At 70.8% G+C, this 20,276-nt stretch carries 17 protein-coding genes; 9 read left to right on the forward strand and 8 right to left on the reverse strand.

Features of this window, described 5'->3' with window-relative positions; all coding sequences use genetic code 11:
* Window positions 1-90 precede the first annotated feature (90 nt).
* Entirely contained in the window at window positions 91-4,011 is a 3,921-nt protein-coding gene (locus CIK81_RS07690) for an endo-alpha-N-acetylgalactosaminidase family protein (protein ID WP_114355585.1), read from the forward strand.
* 147 nt (window positions 4,012-4,158) lie between these two features.
* On the opposite strand, the gene CIK81_RS07695 is transcribed toward CIK81_RS07690, so the two are convergent.
* The gene (locus tag CIK81_RS07695) at window positions 4,159-5,481 is read right to left on the reverse strand and encodes a hemolysin family protein (protein WP_114355586.1); all 1,323 of its coding nucleotides are present in this window, start codon (window positions 5,479-5,481) and stop codon (window positions 4,159-4,161) included.
* Between the two features lie 206 nt (window positions 5,482-5,687).
* Between CIK81_RS07695 and CIK81_RS18725 the strand changes: the two genes are divergently transcribed.
* Window positions 5,688-5,816 carry a hypothetical protein gene (locus tag CIK81_RS18725; RefSeq protein WP_255411059.1) on the forward strand — a complete coding sequence of 43 codons (129 nt, stop codon included), beginning with the start codon at window positions 5,688-5,690 and terminating at the stop codon, window positions 5,814-5,816.
* Between the two features lie 24 nt (window positions 5,817-5,840).
* Here the strand turns inward: CIK81_RS18725 and CIK81_RS07700 are convergent, their stop codons facing one another.
* Window positions 5,841-6,818, reverse strand: a complete 978-nt coding sequence (locus CIK81_RS07700) for a serine hydrolase (RefSeq protein WP_096163611.1) — start codon at window positions 6,816-6,818, stop codon at window positions 5,841-5,843.
* Window positions 6,819-7,214: 396 nt separating this feature from the next.
* Between CIK81_RS07700 and CIK81_RS07705 the strand changes: the two genes are divergently transcribed.
* Genes CIK81_RS07705 through CIK81_RS07715 form a run of 3 tightly spaced genes read left to right on the forward strand, consistent with a single transcriptional unit; the run spans window position 7,215 to window position 10,500 of the window.
* A complete protein-coding gene (locus tag CIK81_RS07705) occupies window positions 7,215-8,423 on the forward strand; it encodes an efflux RND transporter periplasmic adaptor subunit (protein WP_114355587.1) in 1,209 nt (402 codons plus the stop codon).
* Window positions 8,417-9,241 carry an ABC transporter ATP-binding protein gene (locus CIK81_RS07710; protein ID WP_199586320.1) on the forward strand — a complete coding sequence of 275 codons (825 nt, stop codon included), beginning with the start codon at window positions 8,417-8,419 and terminating at the stop codon, window positions 9,239-9,241. Before CIK81_RS07705 ends, CIK81_RS07710 begins: the two co-directional genes overlap by 7 nt.
* The gene (locus CIK81_RS07715; RefSeq protein WP_114355588.1) at window positions 9,238-10,500 is read left to right on the forward strand and encodes an ABC transporter permease; all 1,263 of its coding nucleotides are present in this window, start codon (window positions 9,238-9,240) and stop codon (window positions 10,498-10,500) included. Before CIK81_RS07710 ends, CIK81_RS07715 begins: the two co-directional genes overlap by 4 nt.
* 115 nt (window positions 10,501-10,615) lie before the next feature.
* Here the strand turns inward: CIK81_RS07715 and CIK81_RS07720 are convergent, their stop codons facing one another.
* From CIK81_RS07720 to CIK81_RS07740, 5 genes are all read right to left on the reverse strand, one after another.
* Window positions 10,616-10,852, reverse strand: a complete 237-nt coding sequence (locus tag CIK81_RS07720; protein ID WP_096163614.1) for a hypothetical protein — start codon at window positions 10,850-10,852, stop codon at window positions 10,616-10,618.
* Window positions 10,853-11,042: 190 nt separating this feature from the next.
* Entirely contained in the window at window positions 11,043-11,957 is a 915-nt protein-coding gene (locus tag CIK81_RS07725; protein WP_114355589.1) for a sigma-70 family RNA polymerase sigma factor, read from the reverse strand.
* 92 nt (window positions 11,958-12,049) lie between these two features.
* Window positions 12,050-13,063, reverse strand: coding sequence for a glycoside hydrolase family 43 protein (locus CIK81_RS07730; RefSeq protein ID WP_096163616.1), 1,014 nt, complete (start codon window positions 13,061-13,063; stop codon window positions 12,050-12,052).
* Window positions 13,064-13,192: 129 nt separating this feature from the next.
* A complete protein-coding gene (locus CIK81_RS07735; RefSeq protein WP_114355590.1) occupies window positions 13,193-14,272 on the reverse strand; it encodes a CAAX protease in 1,080 nt (359 codons plus the stop codon).
* Complete coding sequence (locus CIK81_RS07740) at window positions 14,269-15,390, reverse strand: class II glutamine amidotransferase (protein WP_241964065.1); 1,122 nt, start codon at window positions 15,388-15,390, stop codon at window positions 14,269-14,271. The genes CIK81_RS07735 and CIK81_RS07740 overlap by 4 nt, the downstream gene beginning before the upstream one ends.
* A 130-nt stretch (window positions 15,391-15,520) precedes the next feature.
* On the opposite strand from CIK81_RS07740, the gene CIK81_RS07745 reads away from it, so the two are divergent.
* A complete protein-coding gene (locus tag CIK81_RS07745) occupies window positions 15,521-15,943 on the forward strand; it encodes a VOC family protein (protein ID WP_114355591.1) in 423 nt (140 codons plus the stop codon).
* A gap of 72 nt (window positions 15,944-16,015) precedes the next feature.
* Here CIK81_RS07745 and CIK81_RS07750 read toward each other — a convergent pair whose 3' ends face one another.
* On the reverse strand, window positions 16,016-17,110 hold the full coding sequence (locus CIK81_RS07750; RefSeq protein WP_114355592.1) for a CPBP family intramembrane glutamic endopeptidase: 1,095 nt from the start codon (window positions 17,108-17,110) through the stop codon (window positions 16,016-16,018).
* A 163-nt stretch (window positions 17,111-17,273) separates the two neighbouring features.
* Between CIK81_RS07750 and CIK81_RS07755 the strand changes: the two genes are divergently transcribed.
* From CIK81_RS07755 to CIK81_RS07765, 3 genes are all read left to right on the forward strand, one after another.
* On the forward strand, window positions 17,274-18,557 hold the full coding sequence (locus tag CIK81_RS07755; RefSeq protein ID WP_114355593.1) for a sensor histidine kinase: 1,284 nt from the start codon (window positions 17,274-17,276) through the stop codon (window positions 18,555-18,557).
* Window positions 18,542-19,324: a response regulator transcription factor gene (locus CIK81_RS07760; protein WP_096163621.1), complete on the forward strand. Its 783-nt coding sequence runs from the start codon at window positions 18,542-18,544 to the stop codon at window positions 19,322-19,324. The genes CIK81_RS07755 and CIK81_RS07760 overlap by 16 nt, the downstream gene beginning before the upstream one ends.
* Window positions 19,325-19,439: 115 nt before the next feature.
* Window positions 19,440-20,174 (forward strand): response regulator transcription factor, encoded by a 735-nt coding sequence (locus tag CIK81_RS07765; protein WP_114328060.1) that lies wholly within the window; start codon window positions 19,440-19,442, stop codon window positions 20,172-20,174.
* The last annotated feature ends 102 nt before the right edge of the window (window positions 20,175-20,276 follow it).

Raw genomic sequence — 20,276 nt, forward strand, 5'->3', positions numbered from 1 at the left:
AGATCGCGCACGAACGCTCATCACGAAAGCACAGTCGCGCCGTCTCCCCTGAGCGCTCTGCGCGCACCGGACCCTCCTCGAAAGGCCCCGATGACGCGCCACCCCGCCTCCCCGTCCGCCCCGAAAAATGCAAAAGGATTTTCGAGCGGCTCCGCTCGGGACCGACGACGCTCCGGACGTCGGCCGCTGCGTGCCCTGCCCCTGATCGCGGCCGGTGCGCTCGTCGCGCCGCTCGCCCTCACCGTGCCGGCGAGCGCCGACCCCTCCTACGTGCCGCTGCCGCAGAGCGCGATGAGCGTGGTGGAGGCGGACTCCGCCGAGGAGGGCTCACCCGCGCAGAACGTGCTGGACGGCGACACCTCGACCATCTGGCACACCGCCTGGAAGGACGAGGTCGACGAGCTGCCGCACCAGCTGTCGGTGCAGGTCTCCGAGACGCCCGTCGAGGTGGCACGTGTGCGCCTGGATCCGCGCAAGGACTCGAACGGGTCGGGCCGCATCGGCGACTACGAGGTGCACACCTCCACCGATCCCGAATGCGCGGAGAACGCGTACACCCTGGCCGCCGAGGGCAGCTTCGATGGTTCCCTGGCCGACGCGACCGCCGAGCGCACCATCACCCTGGACTCCCCCGTCGAGGCGAGCTGCGTGAAGGTGGTGTGGCTGAGCTCCTGGGGCGGGAAGGCCTCGGATCCCGAGACCTCGCCGCCCGAGCAGGTCGCCTCCCTCGCCGAGCTGAACGTGGACGTGATCGGGGACGAGGCGGACCCCGACCCGATCGTCGTGGATCCGCCCGAGGGCACCGCCACGATCTCTGACGGGGACCTCTCGGTGCGTCTGCATCCCGACTTCCCGCAGGTCGTGGACTATTCCGTGGGCGGGTCCTCCCTCGCGGGCCGCTACGGCGCAGCGCACTCCGCCGTGGTGATCGACGACGTCTCCTACGACGTCGAGGTCACGGCCCCGGAGCTCTCTGAGGACGGCGCCTCCGCCACTTATCACCTCACGGTCCCGGAGCTCGAGGGCACGAGCTTCGACGCCGTGCTCTCCGTGAAGGAGGGTGTGTTCACCTGGAAGCTCACGCACTTCGTGGATCCCTCCGACGCGATCCACCGGATCTCCGTGCCGCGCCTGGACCTCGCCTCCGCCAACGGCACCGAGGGCGGCGCCCAGGTGGTCGGCGCGGATCTCTCCGTGGACCGTGACCGCAGCGGCGACCACTTCTACGACCTCGCCTCGCTCGAGGACGGCACGTCGCTGACGGACCCCTCGCACGTGGCGCTGCTGCACAACGACCAGCTCGCCGCCGGGTTCGAGACCAACGCGGTCGAGGACAACACCGCCGGCGGCGAGACCGCCGAACGGGTGCAGAACGACAACTCCCGCTACATCGTCTCCCTCGCCCAGGGCGACGGCGCCTCCTACGGGACGGTCTCCCCGGGCACCTTCGTGGTGCGCGGCTCCACCGCCGATCAGGGCATCGGGGCCGATGCGGACCCGTTCGTGCGGGTCCGGCTCGCCGCCGACGCGAACGACGACGGCGCAGTGGACTGGCAGGACGCCGCGATCGCCGCACGCGCCATCGAGGAGGAGGTGACCGGGGGCGACGCCGTGAAGAACGAGGTGATCAAGCGGATCCCGTTCAACATCGTTTCCCAGGCCACGCATCCCTTCCTGCGCACGCTGGACGACACCAAGCGGGTCTCGCTGGCCACCGAGGGGCTCGGCCAGTCGGTCATGCTCAAGGGCTATCAGGCCGAGGGGCACGACTCCGCCCACCCCGATTACGCGGGCCACTACAACGAGGCCGCCGGCGGGCTGGACGATCTCGAGACCCTTGCCGCCGCCGGGGAGGACTGGAACGCCACGTTCGGCGTGCACGTCAACGCCACCGAGTCCTACTCCGAGGCGCACGCCTTCTCCGAGGACCTGCTGCAGCAGCCGCTGAAGCCCGCCTGGGGCTGGATGAACCAGTCCTATGCGATCGACGGCCCGAAGGACCTCGGCACCGGGAACGTGCTCGAGCGCTTCCAGGACTTCCGGGACGAAGCTCCCGAGAACCTGTCCTTCCTGTACATGGACGTCTACTACCCCAACGGCTGGGAGGGCCAACGCCTCGCCCAGGAGCTGCAGGCGCAGGGCTGGGCGGTCTCCACCGAGTGGGCCGACAAGATGCCGCGGGCCTCGACCTGGTCGCACTGGGCGAACGACGAGAACTACGGCGGCTCCACCAACAAGGGCGTGAACTCCCAGGTGATCCGGTTCCTCGACAATGATCAGAAGGACATCTGGAACCCGGACCCGCTGCTGTCCAACGCGAACGTGCAGGAGTTCGAGGGCTGGACCGGTCATCATGACGCGAACGCCTTCTTCGACACGGTGTGGCGGCGCAACCTGCCCACCAAGTACCTGCAGCAGGCACCGATCATGCAGTGGGGCGACGGCCAGGTGGTGCTCGAGAACGGCACCGTCGCGACGTCCGACGTCGACTCCGTGACCGGCACCGAGATCCCCACCGATCGCACCATCACCCATGGCGGCGCGACCGTCTACGAGGACGGGAAGTACCTGCTGCCGTGGTCCGACGGCAGTGCGGAGGCCGACGGGGATACGGAGCAGGAGGGGTCCGAGAAGGGCGCCGCCGACCAGGACGCCGCTGAGCAGGTCGACCGGCTCTACCACTACAACCCCGAGGGCGGCACGACCACCTGGACCCTGACTCCCGAGTGGGCCGATCAGGGCTCCCTGGTCATGTACGAGCTCTCCGACACCGGCCGCGGCGGGCGCATCACCGTCCCGGTGCGCCAGGGCAAGGTCACGCTCGAGGCGAAGGCAGGCACGGCCTACGTCCTCCATCCCACGCGCGACATGCCGCAGAAGGTCGATCCGCAGTGGGGCGAGGGCAGCCCCGTCGCCGATCCCGGCTTCTTCTCCGGCACCCTCGACGACTGGGCCCCCGAGGGCGCGGCCGACATCGAGACCGACGAGAACCGCAACCTGCAGGCGGTGCTCGGCGCCGACGCAGCGGGCATCTCGCAGCAGCTCCACGACCCGGCCGATCCGAGCGCTGACCTGCCCGCCGGCACCTACAGCGCCTGGGCCAGCGTGCAGATCGACCCGTCGGATGCCCGCGAGGTGAGCATCTCAGCCACCGGTGACGGGGTCCGGCCCACCGCCCACCAGGCCGGCGAGAACGGCGCGGCGACCACCAGCATCGACTCCTCGATGGCGGTGAACGCGACCGCGTCGGACGACAAGCACGGCCAGTACTTCCAGCGGGCGCGAGTCACCTTCACCACCGATGGCTCCCCGGTGACCTTCGCCGTCCGCGCCGGCGAGGGCGACGCCGAGGTGCGCGTCGACGACGTGCGGGTGGTGCCGTTCGTGGCCCCCGAGGATCCTGACGCCACGGAGCAGACCGTGCTGTTCGAGGACTTCGAGAACGTCGACACCGGGTACTGGCCCTTCGTGACCGGCTCCGCGGGGATGGGCGGCGATGCTCGTACCCAGTTGGCCGAGCTGCACGCGCCCTACTCGCAGGCCGGCTGGTACGGCCCGAACGCCGACGGCGACGTGGTCGAGGGCGGCAAGCTGCTGGACAACGTGCTGGACGGTGACTGGTCGCTGATGGCCCATGAGGAGAACACCGGGCTGATCCTGCGCACCACCACCGGGTCGCTGCCGCTGCAGGACGGACACCGCTACCGGGTCTCGTTCGACCACCAGACCGGGTTCGACGGCTCGTACAGCCTGGTCGTCGGCGGGGACTCCCTCGCGGCCGACGGCGAGGACCCGACCACGACGATCCGCGAGCGCGAGGCGATCCCCGAGGCGCGGGGCGCCGACGCCCGGTTCGAGCACGAGTTCACCGCCGGCGGCTGCGAGGCGACCTGGGTCGGGATCGAGAACCAGGGCGAGGGTCCGCAGAACGACCTGGTGCTGGACAACCTGCGGGTGGAGGACCTCGGCGAGGCCGAGGACGCTCCGGACTGCTCCGCCACGGACGACTGACCGCGGCGCCGTGGAGGGCTCGCCGGGTGCCCGACGACCGGCCCGTCCCGCTGAGGTGGGACAGGGGGGTCGGGCACCGGGCGGGTCCTCTCACCGAAAGCGAATCGCCGCCGGGTGCCGGGAGCTCCGAACAGCCTCGGTCGCGGGTCAGGCGTCGGCGTCGAGCGATGTCGCCGCCGGTTCGTCCTTCACCAGGCGCACGCGCTGCACACGCCGCTCGTCCACCTCGACCACCTCGAGACGGCCGCCCTCGATCGCGACCACGTCCCCGGCCTCGGGGATGCGGCCCAGGCGGGCCATCACGAAACCGCCCACGGTCTCGTAGCCGCCGGTGTCGGGCAGTTCGATCTCGGTCGCGGCCTCGAACTCCTGCAGGATCAGGCCGCCGTCGAAGGTGCCGTCGGCCTCGAGGATGCGGTCCAGGCCACCGGGCGCCGGCCAGGACTCGAGGTCGAACTCGTCGTAGATCTCGCCCACCAGTTCTTCCAGCAGGTCCTCGAGGGTGACGATGCCGTCGGTGCCGCCGTACTCGTCGACCACCACGGCGATCTGGTCGGCGTGGGCGCGCATCCGGTTCAGCGCCTGCAGCACCTCGACGGTGCCGGGGATGTGCTCGATGGGTCGGGCGAGATCGGCCATGCGGGTGGACCCCGGGTCATCGACCAGCAGCAGGTCGCGCACGTGGGCGAAGCCGAGGATGTCGTCGAGGTCTTCCCCCGTCACCGGATAGCGCGAGTAGCCGGTCGCACGGATCTCCTCGCGGGTCTGGGCGACCGTCTGCTGTCCGTCCAGGAAGTGCACCTGGTGGCGGGGCCGCATGACCTCGACGACGGTGCGCTCGGAAGCGTCGAACACGTCCGCCAGCACCCGGGACTCCGCCTGATCCAGCGCATCGGAGGAGCGGACCATCGACCGGATCTCCTCGGCGGAGACGGACTCCCGGTTCGCATGGGGGTCACCGCCCAGCATCCGCACCACGAGGTTCGTCGAGGTCGACAGCAGCCAGATCACCGGGCGCATCGCCTTGCCGAACAGGCTCAGCGGTGGGCCCACCACCTTCGCCATGCCCATCGCGTTCTGCATCGCCAGACGCTTGGGCACCAGCTCACCGAAGACGAGGGAGAGATAGGCGATGACCAGCGTCATTCCGATCAGCGCGACGGTGGAGGCCGTTCCCGCGGGAACGCCGACGTCCTCGAGCACCGGGGCCAGCGACGGGGCGATCGTCGAGGCGCCGTAGGCGGAGGAGAAGAAGCCGGCGACGGTCACGCCGATCTGCACGGCGGAGAGGAACTGGTTGGGGTCGCGCACCAGCTCCGCGGTGCGCTCCCCGCGCGTCCCGCTCTCCTCGAGCTGCTTGACCTGGGATTCGCGGAGGTTGACGATCGCCATCTCGGTCCCGGCGAACACCCCGCCGATGAGCACGAAGAGCAGCACGAGGGCGATGTTCACCAGAACGGCAGGATCCATGGGGCAACGCTACCGGCCCTCCCCGCTCCAGGACCGATCACCGCGTAGCGGCTTCACCACATCGCGATGGCGGCGCAGCACCGGCCGTGGCGTCGGCGCGCAGCTCACGAGGGACAGCACGCTTCCCGCGCCCAGCATGGTTCGCGAGACACAGCACGGCTCCCGAGACATACTGGCCGTCCCCGTGCTCTCGAGAGGAGGATCCGATGGCTCCCGTCATCACCGCCCTCATGGTCCTCGCCGGATCCGTGTACGGCTGGCGCACGGGACTGCGGCTCAAGCGCGAGCAGGACGCCTTCGACCGCCGCATCCGGGGCCAGTCCGAGAGTCCGTGAGCGCGCCTGGTGACGGCGGCCTGATCACAGCAGTGGGAGCAGCTCTTCCCAGACAGCACGCTGGGTCTCGGCCGCACTCCGCCCCTCGAGCCGAGAAGTGATGGTCAGGACAGCACGCTGCCGTGGCATCACGAGGATGATCTGTCCAAGAGCCCCGTCAGCTCGCCACACGCCCTCCGGCGTGCACTGCCAGACCCCGTAGCCGTACTGGGCGGCCTCGGGTTCGGGATCCCCGGTGGCGACCCAGGCGGCATCGCCGTGCATCTCGTCGATCCACCTGCTCGGCACCAGTTGCGTCCCGTCGTACTCGCCGCCCTGCAGCAGCAGACGGCCGATACGGGCCAGCTGACCGCTCTTCAGGTGCAGACCCGTCGCGCCCCAGGAATATCCGTCGCGGGTGGTGTGCCATTGCGGGTTCAGGATGCCCAGCGGCTCGAACAGGCGAGGCATGAGCCAATCCCGCAGCGTCTGCCCGGAACGTTCGGAGATCACGCGGGAGAGCAGGAAGATCGACCCGTTGGAGTACTCCCAATGCTCCCCCGGAGCCGCAACCAGGTCGGTGCCGAGGAACAGACCGGTGAGGTCCTCGTGGTCTCGGTGCTCGTCGAGGAAGCCGAGGATCGGCGACCCCGAGGTCATCGTGATCAGGTGACGCAGCCGCACCTGCTCGATCCCGGCGCCGTACCCGCCGGCAGGAACCGGGAGATGGTCCACGAGCAGGTCCTCGACGTCGAGCAGGCCCTCCTGCGCGGCGGTGCCCACGGCGAGCGCGGTGACGGTCTTGGAGACGGAGTAGATGTTCTCGACCGTGTCGTCGCCGAAGCGGTGGGAGAGATCGTCGCGTCCGGCTCGGTGCAGGTGGAGCGCGCGGACACCGAGGTCGCGCTCGACGATCCGCTGGCGAAGCGGCAGCAGGAGGAGGTGGTCGGGCACCGCCGCCGTGGCGGGTGCCGGCGCGGCGGATGATGCGGGGTCGGAGCTGGCGGCATCGGCAGTGGTCATCCCGTGACCCTACGACGCTCCCCCGCTCCCGTCACCGGGTATCCATGTTCCGACGCGCGTCCCCGGCGGCTCGCGTCTCCGGCTGCCCCGGCCGTCGCCGCCGCCATGCTGCCCCGCCGCAAGCCGCTCCGCCCGTACCCACCGCACCCATGGCCGCGTCGCCCTTTGCGAGCGGCAGGCCGCAGATGACGGGCAGGCGAGGGGCGGCTGATGCCGGCGGGTGCCGTCCCGCGGAATGAACTTCCCGGCCATGCCACTAGGAAAACTCTGGCCATCAGGTGAGAATGTCCTGGACGCGGGACGCTCAGCTGCTCGTCCGCCGCTTCCGCACTTCGTCGATTCGCCACTTCCCCACGCTCCTCTCGGCACCGCCGCCGAACAGACCGAAAGGCGCACATGGCCGCCGTACGTCGCTACGTCTTCCCGCTGATCTGGATGCTGATCTTCGCGATCATCGCGATCGCCCTCGCTCGCCTGGCCTTCTTCCCCGGCGATGCGCAGGCGGGCGACGGTGAGGATCCCGCTGTTCCCGCTGTCGAGTTCGACCAGTACGCGACCGTGCCGGTCGAGACCGGCGACATCGCCTCGGCGCTGGCGCTGCCCGGCGTCGTGGAATCCGATCCCGGGACCGATCTGAAAGCCACCGAAGAGGGCAAGATCAACAAGATCTGGTCCCGTGAGGGCGACACGGTCGAGAAGGGCCAGCGCATCCTCCAGGTGCGCATCCCGCAGGACCCCGAGCCCGTCCTTCCCGGCACCAGATCAGGTGGCGAGGACACGATCGACGAGGGGACCGGCACGGACGGCACGGGTGACGACGGCACCGGCAACGAAGGCACGAGTGACGAGAGCGCCCAGGCCGGCGGGAAGGCCGGTGGTGCCGACGAGGCGACCCCGGGCACAGCGGGCGACACCATCGAGCAGCCGTCGCCGCAGGCCGCGACCGAGTACACCTACGTCGACCTCGTCGCCAGCGCTTCAGGGAAGCTCACCGGGCTGGCCGTCGAGGAGTGGCAGTCGCTCGCCGTCGGCGACGTGGTCGCCAGCATCTCCCCCGGCACCTACTCGATCGTCGCGGACCTGACCCCCGAACAGCAGCTCTCCCTGCTGGACACGACCATCAAGGCCACCGCCACACTGCCCACCTCCCCTGACCCGGTCACCTGCGATGCCCCGGACATCACCGAGCAGTCCAGCTCCTCCGACGACGACGCCGCGAAGGACACGGAGCCGCAGATCGATCCGATGACCGGTGAGGAGACCTCCTCCGGCACGTCGGTGGCCCAGCTCGAATGCCCCGTCCCCGAGGGCACCCGGATCGTTCCGGGGCTGTCGGTCGAAGTCGCGGTGGACCTCGGAACCGCCGAGGGCGTGCTCGTCGTGCCCACCACCGCCGTCGAGGGCGAGGGCGAGGCGGGCACCGCCTACGCACTGGACGAGGAGACCGGGGAGCCGCTGCCCGTGGAGGTCTCGCTCGGCGAGCGCGGGGACGGCGTCGTCGAGATCACCAAGGGCCTCGAGGAGGGTCAGGAGATCCTTCAGTTCGTGCCCGGGGTGGACAATCCCGAGGACGAAATGGGCATGGACGGGATGGGCGGCTGGTGACCGCGCCGCTGCTGCAGCTGCGCGACCTGCGCCGCTCGGTGCGTCTGCCCAGCCACGAAGAACTCCACATCCTGCGCGGAATCGATCTGACCGTCGAGCCCGGGGACCACGTGGCGATCGTCGGCCGCTCCGGATCCGGCAAATCCACCCTGCTGAATCTCCTGGGCCTGATCGACCGGCAGACGGGCGGGGAGCTGCTGTTCGACGGAACCGATGTCTCCCGGCTGGGCGAGCGCCGCCGCGCCCGACTGCGCGGCGCGTCGATCGGTTTCGTGTTCCAGCAGTTCAACCTGCTCGAGCGCCGCACCGCCCTCGAGAACGTGATGATGCCGCTGATGTACGGGAGCCCCGGGCAGTTCTGGCGGCGTGAGCGCCTGGCGATGGAGATGCTCGACCGGGTGGGCCTGGCCGACCGCGCCCCGCAGCAGCCCTCACGTCTGTCCGGCGGCGAGCAGCAGCGGGTGGCGGTGGCTCGGGCATTGGTGCGCAGGCCGCGGCTGATCCTCGCCGACGAGCCCACCGGCGCGCTCGATGTCACCACCGGTGAGGCCGTCATGGCACTGCTGGACGAGATCGCGCGGGAGTCCGACGCCGCGCTCGTGACGATCACCCACGACCTGCAGGTCGCCGCCCTTTCACGGCGCTCGTACCTGCTGGACGAGGGGACCCTGCACGACGTGACCACCTCCCAGGCGCACGATGCGCTCTCAGCGACGGTGGGCATCCGTGCCGGTCGGGAGGCGGTCGCCGCCTCGACGGGCGCGCCGACCGGTGCATCACGGGATGCGACCGAGCAGTTCCGGGAGGTGCAGGCATGACCGGTCTGCTCGCCTCGATCGTCGAGGCCTACGGCGAGCTGCGCGTGAACAAGGGCCGGATCCTGCTGTCCCTGATCGGGGTCGCGTTCTCGGTGTTCGCTCTCACCGCCGTGATGGGAGCGGGCGGCATGCTGGGCGGCGCCCTGCTGCAGTCCATGGAGAAGAGCGGCGGCCGCGACACCGTGCTCTCGCTGCAGCCCATGGGCGATATGTCCTTCGAGGTCGACGAGTTCGGCAACGAGATCGGTGCCTCTGCCCCGTCGGACGACCTCACCACGGCCGAGCAGGACGACCTCGTGCTCGAGCAGATCGATCGCCTCGGCATCACCCAGCGCACCCGCCAGGTCTACTCCGACCTGCGTATCCAGACCACCCAGGGAGTGCAGACCACCGCGGTGAACGGTGTGGACCCCGCCTACGCCACGATGTACCGCCTGCAGGTCGGGCAGGGCAGGTGGCTCGCGGATTCGGACCGTCACCGCCTGGCCCCCGCCCTCGTGGTGAACCAGCCGCTGTACGAGGCCCTCGGCTCACCCGATCTGGGCACCGAGCCGATCACGCTCTACGGGACGACAGGGGCTCAGGAGTCCGAGCAGGCGATCGTCATCGGTGTCCTGCCCGCCGATCCCAACACCGATTGGGGGATGCAGGCCTATATGGCGGCCGACGGCATGCCGACGCTGCCCGGCATGGACGAGAACAGCCTCACCACCTCGGAGTACCTGGTGTGGGTGCCGCCCGAGCAGGCCGACTCCGTGCGCGCGCAGCTCAGCCAGGCGCTCTCGGACACCCCCATCGGCGCGTTCGACGTGTACCCGACCTCCTTCGGGGTCGAGGAGATGTCGATCTACAAGGTGTTCGGCTATGCGGTGGCCGGCGTCGCCGTGGTGATCCTGCTGCTGGGGGCGCTGGGACTGGTGAACATCTCCCTGGTCACCGTGCGCTACCGGGTGCGGGAGATCGGGATCCGACGCTCCTACGGCGCCACCGGTGGGCGCATCTTCTTCGGTGTGCTCATGGAGTCCGTGGTGGCCACCGTCCTGGCCGGAGCGATCGGCGTGGGAGCGGCGGTCGCTCTGGTCAAAGCCCCCTTCGTCACGGACTTCTTCCGGGAGCAGGGGCTGCAGGACCTTCCGCCGTTCCCGGTGGATGCCGTGGTGATGGGCCTGCTGGCCGCGACCGCGGTGGGCGTGCTCGCCGGTGCCCTGCCCGCGCTGATCGCCACCCGCATCAAGGTGATCGACGCGATCCGCAGCTGAGACGCTGGGTCCGAGGGCGAGCGGGCAGGCCGAGACCGGAGGCGCGGTCGGGCGGATCCGGCAGGCAGGGCCCCGCACGGCCCCGACGAACCCGCGTGCAGGTCACGCGAGGCGGTCAGTCCTCCGGCAGCGCGGCGAAGGCCGATTTCATGTCGTTGTACCAGCCCAGGGACTGCTTGGGATGCAGCCAGCGGAACTTCATCTCTTTGCGGGCCGCCTGGTGCGCGTCATCGCCGGCCTTGACGGCCTCCTTGAGATGCTGGTCCTGAGCGTGGATGACGTCGTCCGCGCTCTCGCCGCGGTGGGCGAGGTCGCAGGGGCCGCCGAGCTGCTGGCAGGTCATGGTCTTCATCGGGTCGTCCTCTTCTGCGGGAACGGCAGGCGGAGGATCCCGCTGCCGGTACTGCTCTCATCGTGGTGACGCACGACCGGCCGCACGTGTGACCGCGGCCCAGCCGAGAAGGTGGCCGCGGACAGCCGGCCCGGGCGGCGACCGCGGTCGGGCGACGAGTGCACCTGTGCGCGGCGATCCGGAGCGGAGGTCACCGCGGATCGGCGCCGTCGCGGCGCACCACGCGAGCGATGACGCCGGGCTCCGCCCGGAAATCAATGCGTGCCACACGACCACCGACGATGGTGAAGTCGAACAGGACCATCGCCTGACCGCGGTGGTACCAGGCCGAGCCGGCCCGTCCGTCGAGGCTGGTGGGCAGTGCGGCGTGGGCGGTGCCGTTGAAGAAGCTCGCGATGTCCTCACGGCCATCGATCGCGGCCGGAGTGCCGGTCTCGATCGCCTGCTGATCGCCGCGCACCACGGCGTCCGGAGCCAGGAGCTGCACGAGCCGGGTGAAGTCGCCCTCTCGGGCAGCGGCCATGAAGGCGTCGACCACTTCCCAGTCCGCGAGCGCATCCTCGGGGCGGGGCTGGGCGATCTTGGCGCGGGCGCGCGAGGCGAGCTTGCGGGCGGCCTGCGGCGTGGTGTCCAGCGCCGCGGCGATCGTCGTGAACTCGAATCCGAAGCTGTCGTGCATCACGAAGGCGACGCGCTCGTTCGGGCTGAGCCGGTCCAGGACCAGCTGCAGCGCAGCGCCCACGGTGTCGGCGAGGGCGACGTCCTCGGCAGGGCCCGGGGCGGTCTCCTCCACCTCGAGCTCCTCCTCGGGCACGGGGATGCGGCGACGGAGCCGGTCCAGGCACAGCCGGGTGGTCACCGTGGTCAACCAGGCGGCGATGTTGTCGATGCCCTGATCCGTGCCGTCCAGCCGCAGCCACGCCTGCTGGACGATGTCCTGCGCCTCGTGCGCATCGCCGAGGATCCTGGCGGCGAGCGCGACCAGACGATTGCGCTCCCGCTCGAACCGCTGTGCGAGCTCATCAGCGGGAATGACCGTATCGCCGCGGGCCCCCGCGCCGCCGAGGGTTCCCGCGTCGCCGCTCACGTTCTCCTGAGGGTCCATGCCCGCATCCTTCCCTACGCGCCGCCGGCCATGACGCCGAGGGCTCCTGCTCTCCCGACGCAGCCGGTCGCAGAGGTGTGACAGCGGCCCGATCAGCTCCGGTAGATGGTCCGGGGACGCTGCGGGTTGCTGACCGAGGGCCCCTGGATACTCACGCTCTCGCCGTCGATGTCGACCCTGGAGATCCAGGTCTGGCGGCCGGGGTCCTCCCCCACGCGATCCGGCTGCCAGGCGTGATAGACGTACCAGACCCCGTCGTCGGTGCGCACGGGCATGCCGTGGCCCGGCCCCGCGGCGACCTCGTTGGCCGAGAGCACGGGCTGCTCCGAGAGCTTCGTCCACGGCCCGTCGATCGCGTCGGCGACCGCGACGCCCACTCCGTAGGTCTCGTTCCAGTACTCGCCGGCGGAGTAGAAGAGGTAGTAGCGACCTCCGTCGGTGATCACGGCCGGGCCCTCGATCGTGTAGATCTCCCAGGGCTGATCCCGTTCGAGGATCCGGGTGCGTGCGCCCTCGAGGGAGAGTCCGTCGGCCGCGAGGCGCTGTGCGAACAGAGAGGAGTCCTGGTCCGCGGCGTTGCCGTCGTTCTTCCAGAGCAGCCAGAGCGAGCCGTCCTCGTCCCGGAACGGTGAGGCGTCGATGCATCCGCCCTCCTCCGGGGTGCTCAGCAGCGGCGCATCCGCGGAGTCGACGAACGGCCCCTCGGGCCGCTCCGCCACCGCGACGCCGATCGCCTGCCGATCCGTCTCCCGCTCCCAGGCGGTGTAGTAGGCGTGGTACCTGCCGTCGACCTCGATGACCTCGGGTGCCCAGTGCCGGCCGATGTTCGCCCAGGGGGCGATCACGGGCTGGCCGTCCCCCACGCGACGCCAGGTCACGAGGTCGGGGGATCTCAGCACCGGCATGTTCCCCGCAGCTCCTGCGGTGGAGTACAGGTAATACCCCTGGTCGACGCGCAGGATCCCCGGATCCGGCTGGTCGGTGGCGATCACGGGGTTGGTGTATCCGGAGGTGGCGTGGGCGGTGGGCAGGCCTGCACCGACGCCCACGGAGACAGCTCCGGAGGCGAAGAGGGTGCGGCGGGAGATGCGGGCAACAGGCGTCATCGACGTCGTCCTTCGTGGAGTGACGGCCGGGCGGCGGTGCCCGACCGCTCATATTCCTACGTGAGAATTCGTGGCCTGTCCATACCCGTCGCCATACCCGTCGGGGTCAGGACGGCGCCTCGGGCGTGCTCAGATCAGCACGGGATCCGGCGCAGGGTCGCTCGCGGCACGGCCCACGGGCTCGAGCAGGCGGAGGCCATTGCGCCTGCTCACCACCACGACGATCACCGCGGCTACGACCAGCAGCGCGATCGCGGCAGCCGCTCCCCCGGCCAGCGCGGCCCCGGCATGCGCGGGACCCGCCGCGGTGCTCGCGAGCGTGGCGGCGGAGGTGCCGGGGGCAGAGATCGCCGCAGTGAGGGCCGACGTGCCGGCTCCGGCCCCGGTGCCCGCGGCGAACGCGGAGACGATCAGCGCGGATCCCGTGGCGGTGGCCGTGAGCAGGATCGGCACCTCGAGCCCGCCGGTCTTCCAGGCGAGCATCGCGGCGGCGAGCGCGGCGGCCAGGGCGGGCAGGACGACGGCGGTGGTGGTCTCGCGGCCGATCAGCGAGATCCCGGCGACCGCGAGGATCGGGATCGCGGGGCTGCGCAGCCAGGTGCCGACGGCCTGGAGCACCATCCCGCGCAGCGCCAGCTCGAGGCCGGCGGCCTGGATCGGCACCAGGACCAGCACGAGAACGACCACCAGGATCAGCGAGAGCACCGACGCTCCCTCACCGGAGGAGGCCGAAGCGGACACGGGGGCGTCGGCACCGCTCCCGACGAGGACCGCGATACCTCCCGCGAGCGCGGCGATCCCGACCGCCGCGAGGGCGCCGAGCACCGCCCAGGCACCCGTGGAGCGCAGCAGGTCGCGGCGGAAGCGGGCGGCGATCGACCAGGTCGGTCCGAGCGGCCGCCAGCCGCCGATGCGCACGCCCACCAGTCCCGCGGGCAGCCACATCGCGCCCATCGCGAGCGCGATCCCCACATCGAGCGGGCTGGTCGGGTCACCGCTGGTCACGTCGATCGCGCTGTTCACACCGGGAGCGAGGGCGAGCACGAGGATCGTGAGGACCAGCAGCACGGAGGCCAGCACCACGTAGGCGATGAAGGCCGCGGCCACGGTGAGCAGGGGCTTGCTCCAGGCGGACCACGCCGGGCGCAGCGTCGCGAGGCGGTGGTACGGAGTGGGACGTCCGCTGTGGTCGACGTCAGGGATGCTCATGCGGCGCTGTCTGCACTCTCGTCGTGCCCCGCAGTCGCGGAGCCGGTAGCGGTATCAGTGGTGTCGGTCGTGTCGGTCGTATCCGTGCTGGCGGGTCGACCCTCGGCGAGGCGCAGACGACGCTCCGCGTGGGCTCGATCCTGCTCGGCGTGGGCCTGCGAGGTCGCGGCCGAGAGGCCGAGGTCCTCGATGCTCAGCGGCCGGGCGAGCGGTCCGAACGGATGCTCGCTGCTCATGGTCCCGTCGGCCCCGAGACGTACGAGCTCGCCGGAATCCATGAGCCGCCACGCGGGATCGTCGTCCATGGGCTCGCTCGCGATCACCACGGAGCGCACCCCGGAGAGGTCGGCGCTGCGGGCCTTCAGCGAATCGGAGGACTGCTCGAGCGCCTCGCGGGGCGCGTCGGAGGTGGCGGTGCGCTCGAGCACCCAGAGCTCGTTGGTGGCCGGAAGGCGCACCGCGATGAGCTCCTCCCCCTTCATGACCAGCAGGTTCACGGAGTAGACCGGCACATTCGCCGCGATCCACGACAGGGCGGCGACCACGCCGTCGCGCAGGTCGCCCTCGTGCGCGGCGACCTCCCCGGTGATCAGGGCGGCCATCCACTCGCTGTCGGTGGTGCCCTGCACGTGGTGGGCGGCACCGAGCTCCGTCACGCGCTCGCGCATCGCGTCGGTGACCTCGAGGACGCCGTTATGGGCGCTGATGATGCCGTCCTGCAGGAACGGATGGGTGTTCTCCTCGCAATGGCCGGTGCCCGAGGAGAGGCGGATGTGGGCGAGCATCGAGCGCGAGCGCAGCGTGGTCGCGAACTGCGCGAACGTCTCGGACTCGTAGGCGGCCACGGGACGCTTGCGCAGGCGCGCGCTCCCGGTCTCGTCGACCCAGCCGAATCCGGTCCCGTCGGCGTTGAACCGGGACTGGTTCAGCAGTGAGTACGGGGCATCGAGCAGCCAGAGATCGGCGGTCACGGGCTGGTCGGAATGAAGGGCGAAGAGTCGGCACATGGCCTGTCCACTGTAGAACTCCCTGGCTGTGGCCGCAGTGAGGGCGACCACGACGGACGGGTCCGATGCTGATCCGTCGCGCACGAGTGCGGTCGCGACGACGGCGGGCATGCAGACGGAGCCCACGGCGATGCCGACGACCCCGAGGAGACCACCGGTGCCCGTTCCGTCCGTCGGCCCCCGGTGGCACGATGTTCCCACCAGAGGCCGCGAAGCGACCTCGCACCTCGTAGGAGGAACCATGCCCAGCTCCACTCCCTACATCTCCTTCCCCGGCAACGCCGCCGAGGCCATGCCCTACTACCAGGAGATCTTCGGCGGCACCCTGGATCTCATGACCTATGGCGACACCCCCATGGAAGGCATGCCGTTCACTCCCCCGCCCGAGGCGGTCGCGCATGCCCAGCTGCAGGGCGGCCTGCTCACCCTCGCCGGCGGGGACGACATCGGCGACAGCCCGGTGCCGCTGGACGGCTCCGCCTACTCGCTCATGGTGATGCCCGGCTCGGTCGCGGATGCCGAAGCCCTCATCAACCAGCTCACCTCCACCGGGGCGAGGATCGAGATGCCCTTCGCCGAAGCTCCCTGGGGCGATCACTACGGTCAGGTCAAGGACCGCTTCGGCGTGCTCTGGCAGATCGACGTGCCCGGCGTGCAGGGCTGAGGCGGCATCTCTGCACCGCACTACGCTGCACTGCACTGCACTGCACTGCCGCGCCGCCTGCGCCGTTTCCCCTCAGCCCGAGAGCGGCCGCGAGGAGCGGGCGGCGCTCGGCGCGGCCGTCGCCGCCGGGACGGGTGCGCGCGCCGACGAGGGCGCCTGACCCCAGCCGCGCTGCGGCTCCCACAGGCCCAGTCCGGCGCGCCGTGAGTACCACCACCAGATCCCGGCGGCGAGCAGCAGCATCGGCACCATCGCGAGCAGGAACCCGAGCACCGTGACCTCGCCCTGCTCGGTGAAGCCCGGGATCAGCGGAGCGATCGCGAACAGGGTCCAGTTGTTGGCGGTGTGCAGCAGGATCGGTATCTCGAGGCCGCCGGTCTTCCAGGCCAGCAGTCCCATCACGATCGCGAAGGCGGCGATGTCGATGATCCCCAGCCCCGTGTACGCGTGGCCCAGCACGAACAGCGGCACAGGCAGCAGGATCCCGATGAGCGGCCAGCGCAGCCAGGTGCCGACCATCTGCATCGGCAGCGCCCGGAACACGAACTCCTCGCCCGCGCACTGCAGCGGGGCGAGCACGAGGGTCAGCAGCCAGGCCACGATGACGCCCGCTCCGAGCTGCGGCACCACGACGGCATCTCGCTCCAGGATCAGGTTGAGCACGAGGTTCACCAGCAGATACACCGGGACCACGACGACTGCCACGCGACCCATCAGTCCCCAGCGGAACCTCCCGAGGACCGAAAGGGCGATCCCGGCGCGCCCGTACCCGACGAGTGATCCCACCAGCACCGCAGGGACCAGCAGCGCCAGCATCCCGAGGCCCAGGAACTGATCGGCGGGGTTCAGCGGGTCGGTCATCGAGACGCTGGTCGCCACGGGTGGCCAGTACTCGCCGAGGATCATCAGCGGAGCCATCACCTGGATGTTCAACACGACGAACACGACCGCGGTCACCCCGAGCGCGACCAGGGGGCGCCACCAGTAGCGCCGGTGCGGGATCGCCCGCGCGGCGCGGTGGTAGGCCTGCTCGGACGGCGGCGGGAGCTGCGGCGCCGACCGGCCCTGCGGTCGCCGCTCCGGCTCCGGCCGCGCCTCGGGCTGCTCAGTCTCCTGCGGTCGCTGCGGCTCCGGCGGCCGCTGGGGAAGGGTCTCGCTGTCGATCATGGCTCGATCCTCTCGTCCGCGCCGGGGCTCCCGCATCAGCTGACGGTCTCCCGTCCCCATCGCTCCCTCCGCCGTGCGGACCCGCCGCGCGGCCGATGCCGCCCCTGCGCCGTCAGCCGCTCGGCCGATCCGTCGGCCGCCGCGGCCTCTCTACGCTGTCCTCATGACCTCCACCGCGCAGACGCCTGCCGCCGCACCGTCCGTGCGCAGCCTGCGGCACTGGGCGATCGCGCTCGGCCAGACCCTGGTGTCCACGGCGCTGGGCCTGCTGCTCTTCCTCATCAGCTTCGGCATGCTGCTCGAGGAGTTCTCCGACGATCCGCCCTCGGGTCTGATCGCGATGTATTCCGTCGATGCGCCGGTGGGGCTGATCGCCACCCTCGTGATCGGGCCCCTGCGGTTCGTGCCGCCCGGCCGCTGGCACAGCCTCGTGCACCTGCTGGTCGCCGGCGTGAGCGGGCTCAGCATCTGGGGGCTGCCGGCCACCGCGATCGCCCTGTACCGCCTGGGGCTGCGACGACGCCTGGTGCTGGACGTCGCCGCGGTGGTGCTGGTCTCCGTCGTGTCCCTGGTCTCCCTCCTCCTCGACTCCCGGATCCGCGGCGACGAGACGGATCCACTGCTGCTGACCAGCATGGGGACGATGGTGGTCGTCACCATGGTCCCGCTGCTCATCGGCCATGTGATGGGCACCCGCCGGGAACTGCTGGAATCCCTGCGGGAGCGCGCGGCGTCGGCGGACCGCGAACGGGAGACCGCTCAGCGGGAGCGCGTCGCGGCCGAGGGCGAGGCCGCGGCCCTGGTGCGCGAGCGCGACGCCGAGAGCGCCCGGGTGCGCGCCGAGGAGCGCTCGGCCCTGGCCCGGGACATGCACGACAGCATCTCCCACCATCTCGCCACGATCGCCATGCACGCCGGTGCCATGACCTACCGCGAGGACCTCCCGGCCGAGGAGCTGCGCCGCTCCGCCGGCACCGTGCGCGACGCCGCCCAGCAGGCCAACCGCGAGCTGCGCACCGTGCTGATGACCCTGCGCACCACCGACGGCGATGCGCCTCTCGCCACCGCACCCACCCTCTCCGACATCGTGGGACGCTGCCGCGAAGAGGGCCAGGAGGTGGAGCTGACCTGGTACGGCATCGCCCCGGAGGACCTCGAGGAGCACGATCGCAGCACCGTCGTCACCCTCGCCCGGATCCTCACCGAGGTCACCACCAACGCCGCCAAGCACGCTCCCGGCGAGAGGCTCGAGGTCATGCTCTCCCACAGCGACGAGCACGTCTCGCTGACCGCCTGCAACCCCGTGCCGCCGAGCCGCGCCGCGTCGATCACCTCCACCGGGCACGGGCTGCTGGGCGTCCAGGAACGCGCACGGCTGCTGGGCGGCGACGCGGAGTACGGGGCGCGCGGAGACGTCTTCGAGGTGACAGCATGGATGCCATGGTGACCACCGAGCATGCGACGGAGACCGGGCACGGCCGAGTGCGGGTGCTGCTCGTGGACGACGAGGCGCTGATGCGCGCCGGCCTGCGGCTGATGATCGACGGCACGCACGGCATCGAGGTGATCGGTGAGGCGGCTGACGGGGGCACGGCGCTCGAGCAGATCCGCGCTCTCGATCCCGACGTGGTCCTGATGGACATCCGGATGCCCCGCATGACCGGCCTGGAGGCTCTGCGCGCGCTGCGCGAGGAGAACAGCGAGATGCGGGTGGTCATGCTGACCGCCTTCGACACCGACGAGTTCCTGCTGGAGGCGCTGCGCGCCGGCGCCGTGTCCTTCCTGCTCAAGGACTCCCCGCCCCAGGAGGTCGTGGACGCGGTGCTCGACGCGGCCGACGACCGCCCCCGGTTCTCGCCCGACGTGCTCTCGCGCCTGGTGCGTCTCGCCTCGGCCGACGGTACGGCTGGCTCGGCGGCATCCCGTGCCGACGCCGAAGGCGGCGCCCGGTCGAGGGCCGACGGAAGCCCGGCCGGGCCCAGCGCCGGTGGGAGCGAGGAGGGCAGCACCAGCAGCCCTGCCCCGCCGGGCATCACCGAGCGCGAGTGGGAAGTGGGCCGACTGGTGGCCCAGGGGCTCGCGAACCCGGAGGTCGGCGAAGCGCTGTTCATGTCCGTCGCGACGGTGAAGACCCACCTGGGCAGGCTCTATCACAAGCTGCAGGTCACCAACCGGGTGCAGCTCGCGATCCGGGTGCTCGAGCTGGGCGGCTGAGCGCGCCCCGCGTCCAGTGCTTCCCGCAGCATCCGAGCGGAGCCGGCCGCGTCCGGCGGCGCATCGTGCTGAGTTCGACATAGTCTGGCCGCACCGCACGCACCTGGAGGATCCCATGGCCCGCATCCTCGTCGTCGAGGACTCCCCGGACGTCCATGCCCTGCTGGTGGAGACGCTTCGCGCCGAGGGCCATGAGGTCAGCGGGGTGCACGACGGGCTCGCCGCCCGCCGAGCGCTGTCGGCCGACGGGCAGGAACGGCGCACCCCCACGGACGCATCGCCGGGGCTGCCCGATCTCGTGGTGCTCGATCTGATGCTCCCCCATGTCGACGGTTCTGTGCTGCTCGCGGAGATCCGCCGCGACCATGATCTGCCGGTCCTCGTGCTCTCTGCGAAGGATGCGGTGTTCACGAAGGTGGACATCCTGCGTCTGGGCGCCGACGACTACGTGACCAAGCCGTTCGACCTCACCGAGCTCACCGCCCGCATCCAGGCGCTCCTGCGCCGGTCCTCCACGACGCCGTCCGCCCCGCGCGTCCTCACCCATGGCGCTCTCACCGTCGACCCGACCACGGTGCGAGCGAGCATCGCGGGAACCGACGTGCCGCTGACCGCGACCGAGTTCCACATCCTGCACCTGCTCCTGGAGAAGCCGGGCCAGGTGCTCTCACGGCCACGGATCTACGAGCGGGTCTGGGACGAACCGTTCGTGGGCGACGACGCCGCAGTGAAGACGCACCTGTCGAACCTGCGCACCAAGCTGCGCGACGCCGCACCGGACTCGGACCCGATCGAGACCGTCTGGGGGCTCGGCTACCGCCTTCGGGCACTGCCCACGGCGGGCGACTGAGCCTCTGCGGCGACCACGGACCTCACACTTTCCTGACCTTCTCGCCCCGGATCCCGACCTCGGCCCGACTTCTGCTCCGTAGCGTCGAGCCATCGAACGAGA

Origin of the sequence: Brachybacterium sp. JB7, assembly GCF_003335205.1 — a bacterium.
GTDB classification, from domain to species: domain Bacteria; phylum Actinomycetota; class Actinomycetes; order Actinomycetales; family Dermabacteraceae; genus Brachybacterium; species Brachybacterium alimentarium.

Excerpts from the sequence above, each read along its gene's own strand:
- CIK81_RS07690 (WP_114355585.1), top strand. The coding sequence starts at position 91 with ATGACGCGCCACCCCGCCTCCCCGTCCGCCCCGAAAAATGCAAAAGGA.
- CIK81_RS07695 (WP_114355586.1), bottom strand. The coding sequence starts at position 5,481 with ATGGATCCTGCCGTTCTGGTGAACATCGCCCTCGTGCTGCTCTTCGTG.
- CIK81_RS18725 (WP_255411059.1), top strand. The coding sequence starts at position 5,688 with ATGGCTCCCGTCATCACCGCCCTCATGGTCCTCGCCGGATCCGTGTAC.
- CIK81_RS07700 (WP_096163611.1), bottom strand. The coding sequence starts at position 6,818 with ATGACCACTGCCGATGCCGCCAGCTCCGACCCCGCATCATCCGCCGCG.
- CIK81_RS07705 (WP_114355587.1), top strand. The coding sequence starts at position 7,215 with ATGGCCGCCGTACGTCGCTACGTCTTCCCGCTGATCTGGATGCTGATC.
- CIK81_RS07715 (WP_114355588.1), top strand. The coding sequence starts at position 9,238 with ATGACCGGTCTGCTCGCCTCGATCGTCGAGGCCTACGGCGAGCTGCGC.
- CIK81_RS07720 (WP_096163614.1), bottom strand. The coding sequence starts at position 10,852 with ATGAAGACCATGACCTGCCAGCAGCTCGGCGGCCCCTGCGACCTCGCC.
- CIK81_RS07725 (WP_114355589.1), bottom strand. The coding sequence starts at position 11,957 with ATGGACCCTCAGGAGAACGTGAGCGGCGACGCGGGAACCCTCGGCGGC.
- CIK81_RS07730 (WP_096163616.1), bottom strand. The coding sequence starts at position 13,063 with ATGACGCCTGTTGCCCGCATCTCCCGCCGCACCCTCTTCGCCTCCGGA.
- CIK81_RS07735 (WP_114355590.1), bottom strand. The coding sequence starts at position 14,272 with ATGAGCATCCCTGACGTCGACCACAGCGGACGTCCCACTCCGTACCAC.
- CIK81_RS07740 (WP_241964065.1), bottom strand. The coding sequence starts at position 15,390 with ATGCCCGCCGTCGTCGCGACCGCACTCGTGCGCGACGGATCAGCATCG.
- CIK81_RS07745 (WP_114355591.1), top strand. The coding sequence starts at position 15,521 with ATGCCCAGCTCCACTCCCTACATCTCCTTCCCCGGCAACGCCGCCGAG.
- CIK81_RS07750 (WP_114355592.1), bottom strand. The coding sequence starts at position 17,110 with ATGATCGACAGCGAGACCCTTCCCCAGCGGCCGCCGGAGCCGCAGCGA.
- CIK81_RS07755 (WP_114355593.1), top strand. The coding sequence starts at position 17,274 with ATGACCTCCACCGCGCAGACGCCTGCCGCCGCACCGTCCGTGCGCAGC.
- CIK81_RS07760 (WP_096163621.1), top strand. The coding sequence starts at position 18,542 with ATGGATGCCATGGTGACCACCGAGCATGCGACGGAGACCGGGCACGGC.
- CIK81_RS07765 (WP_114328060.1), top strand. The coding sequence starts at position 19,440 with ATGGCCCGCATCCTCGTCGTCGAGGACTCCCCGGACGTCCATGCCCTG.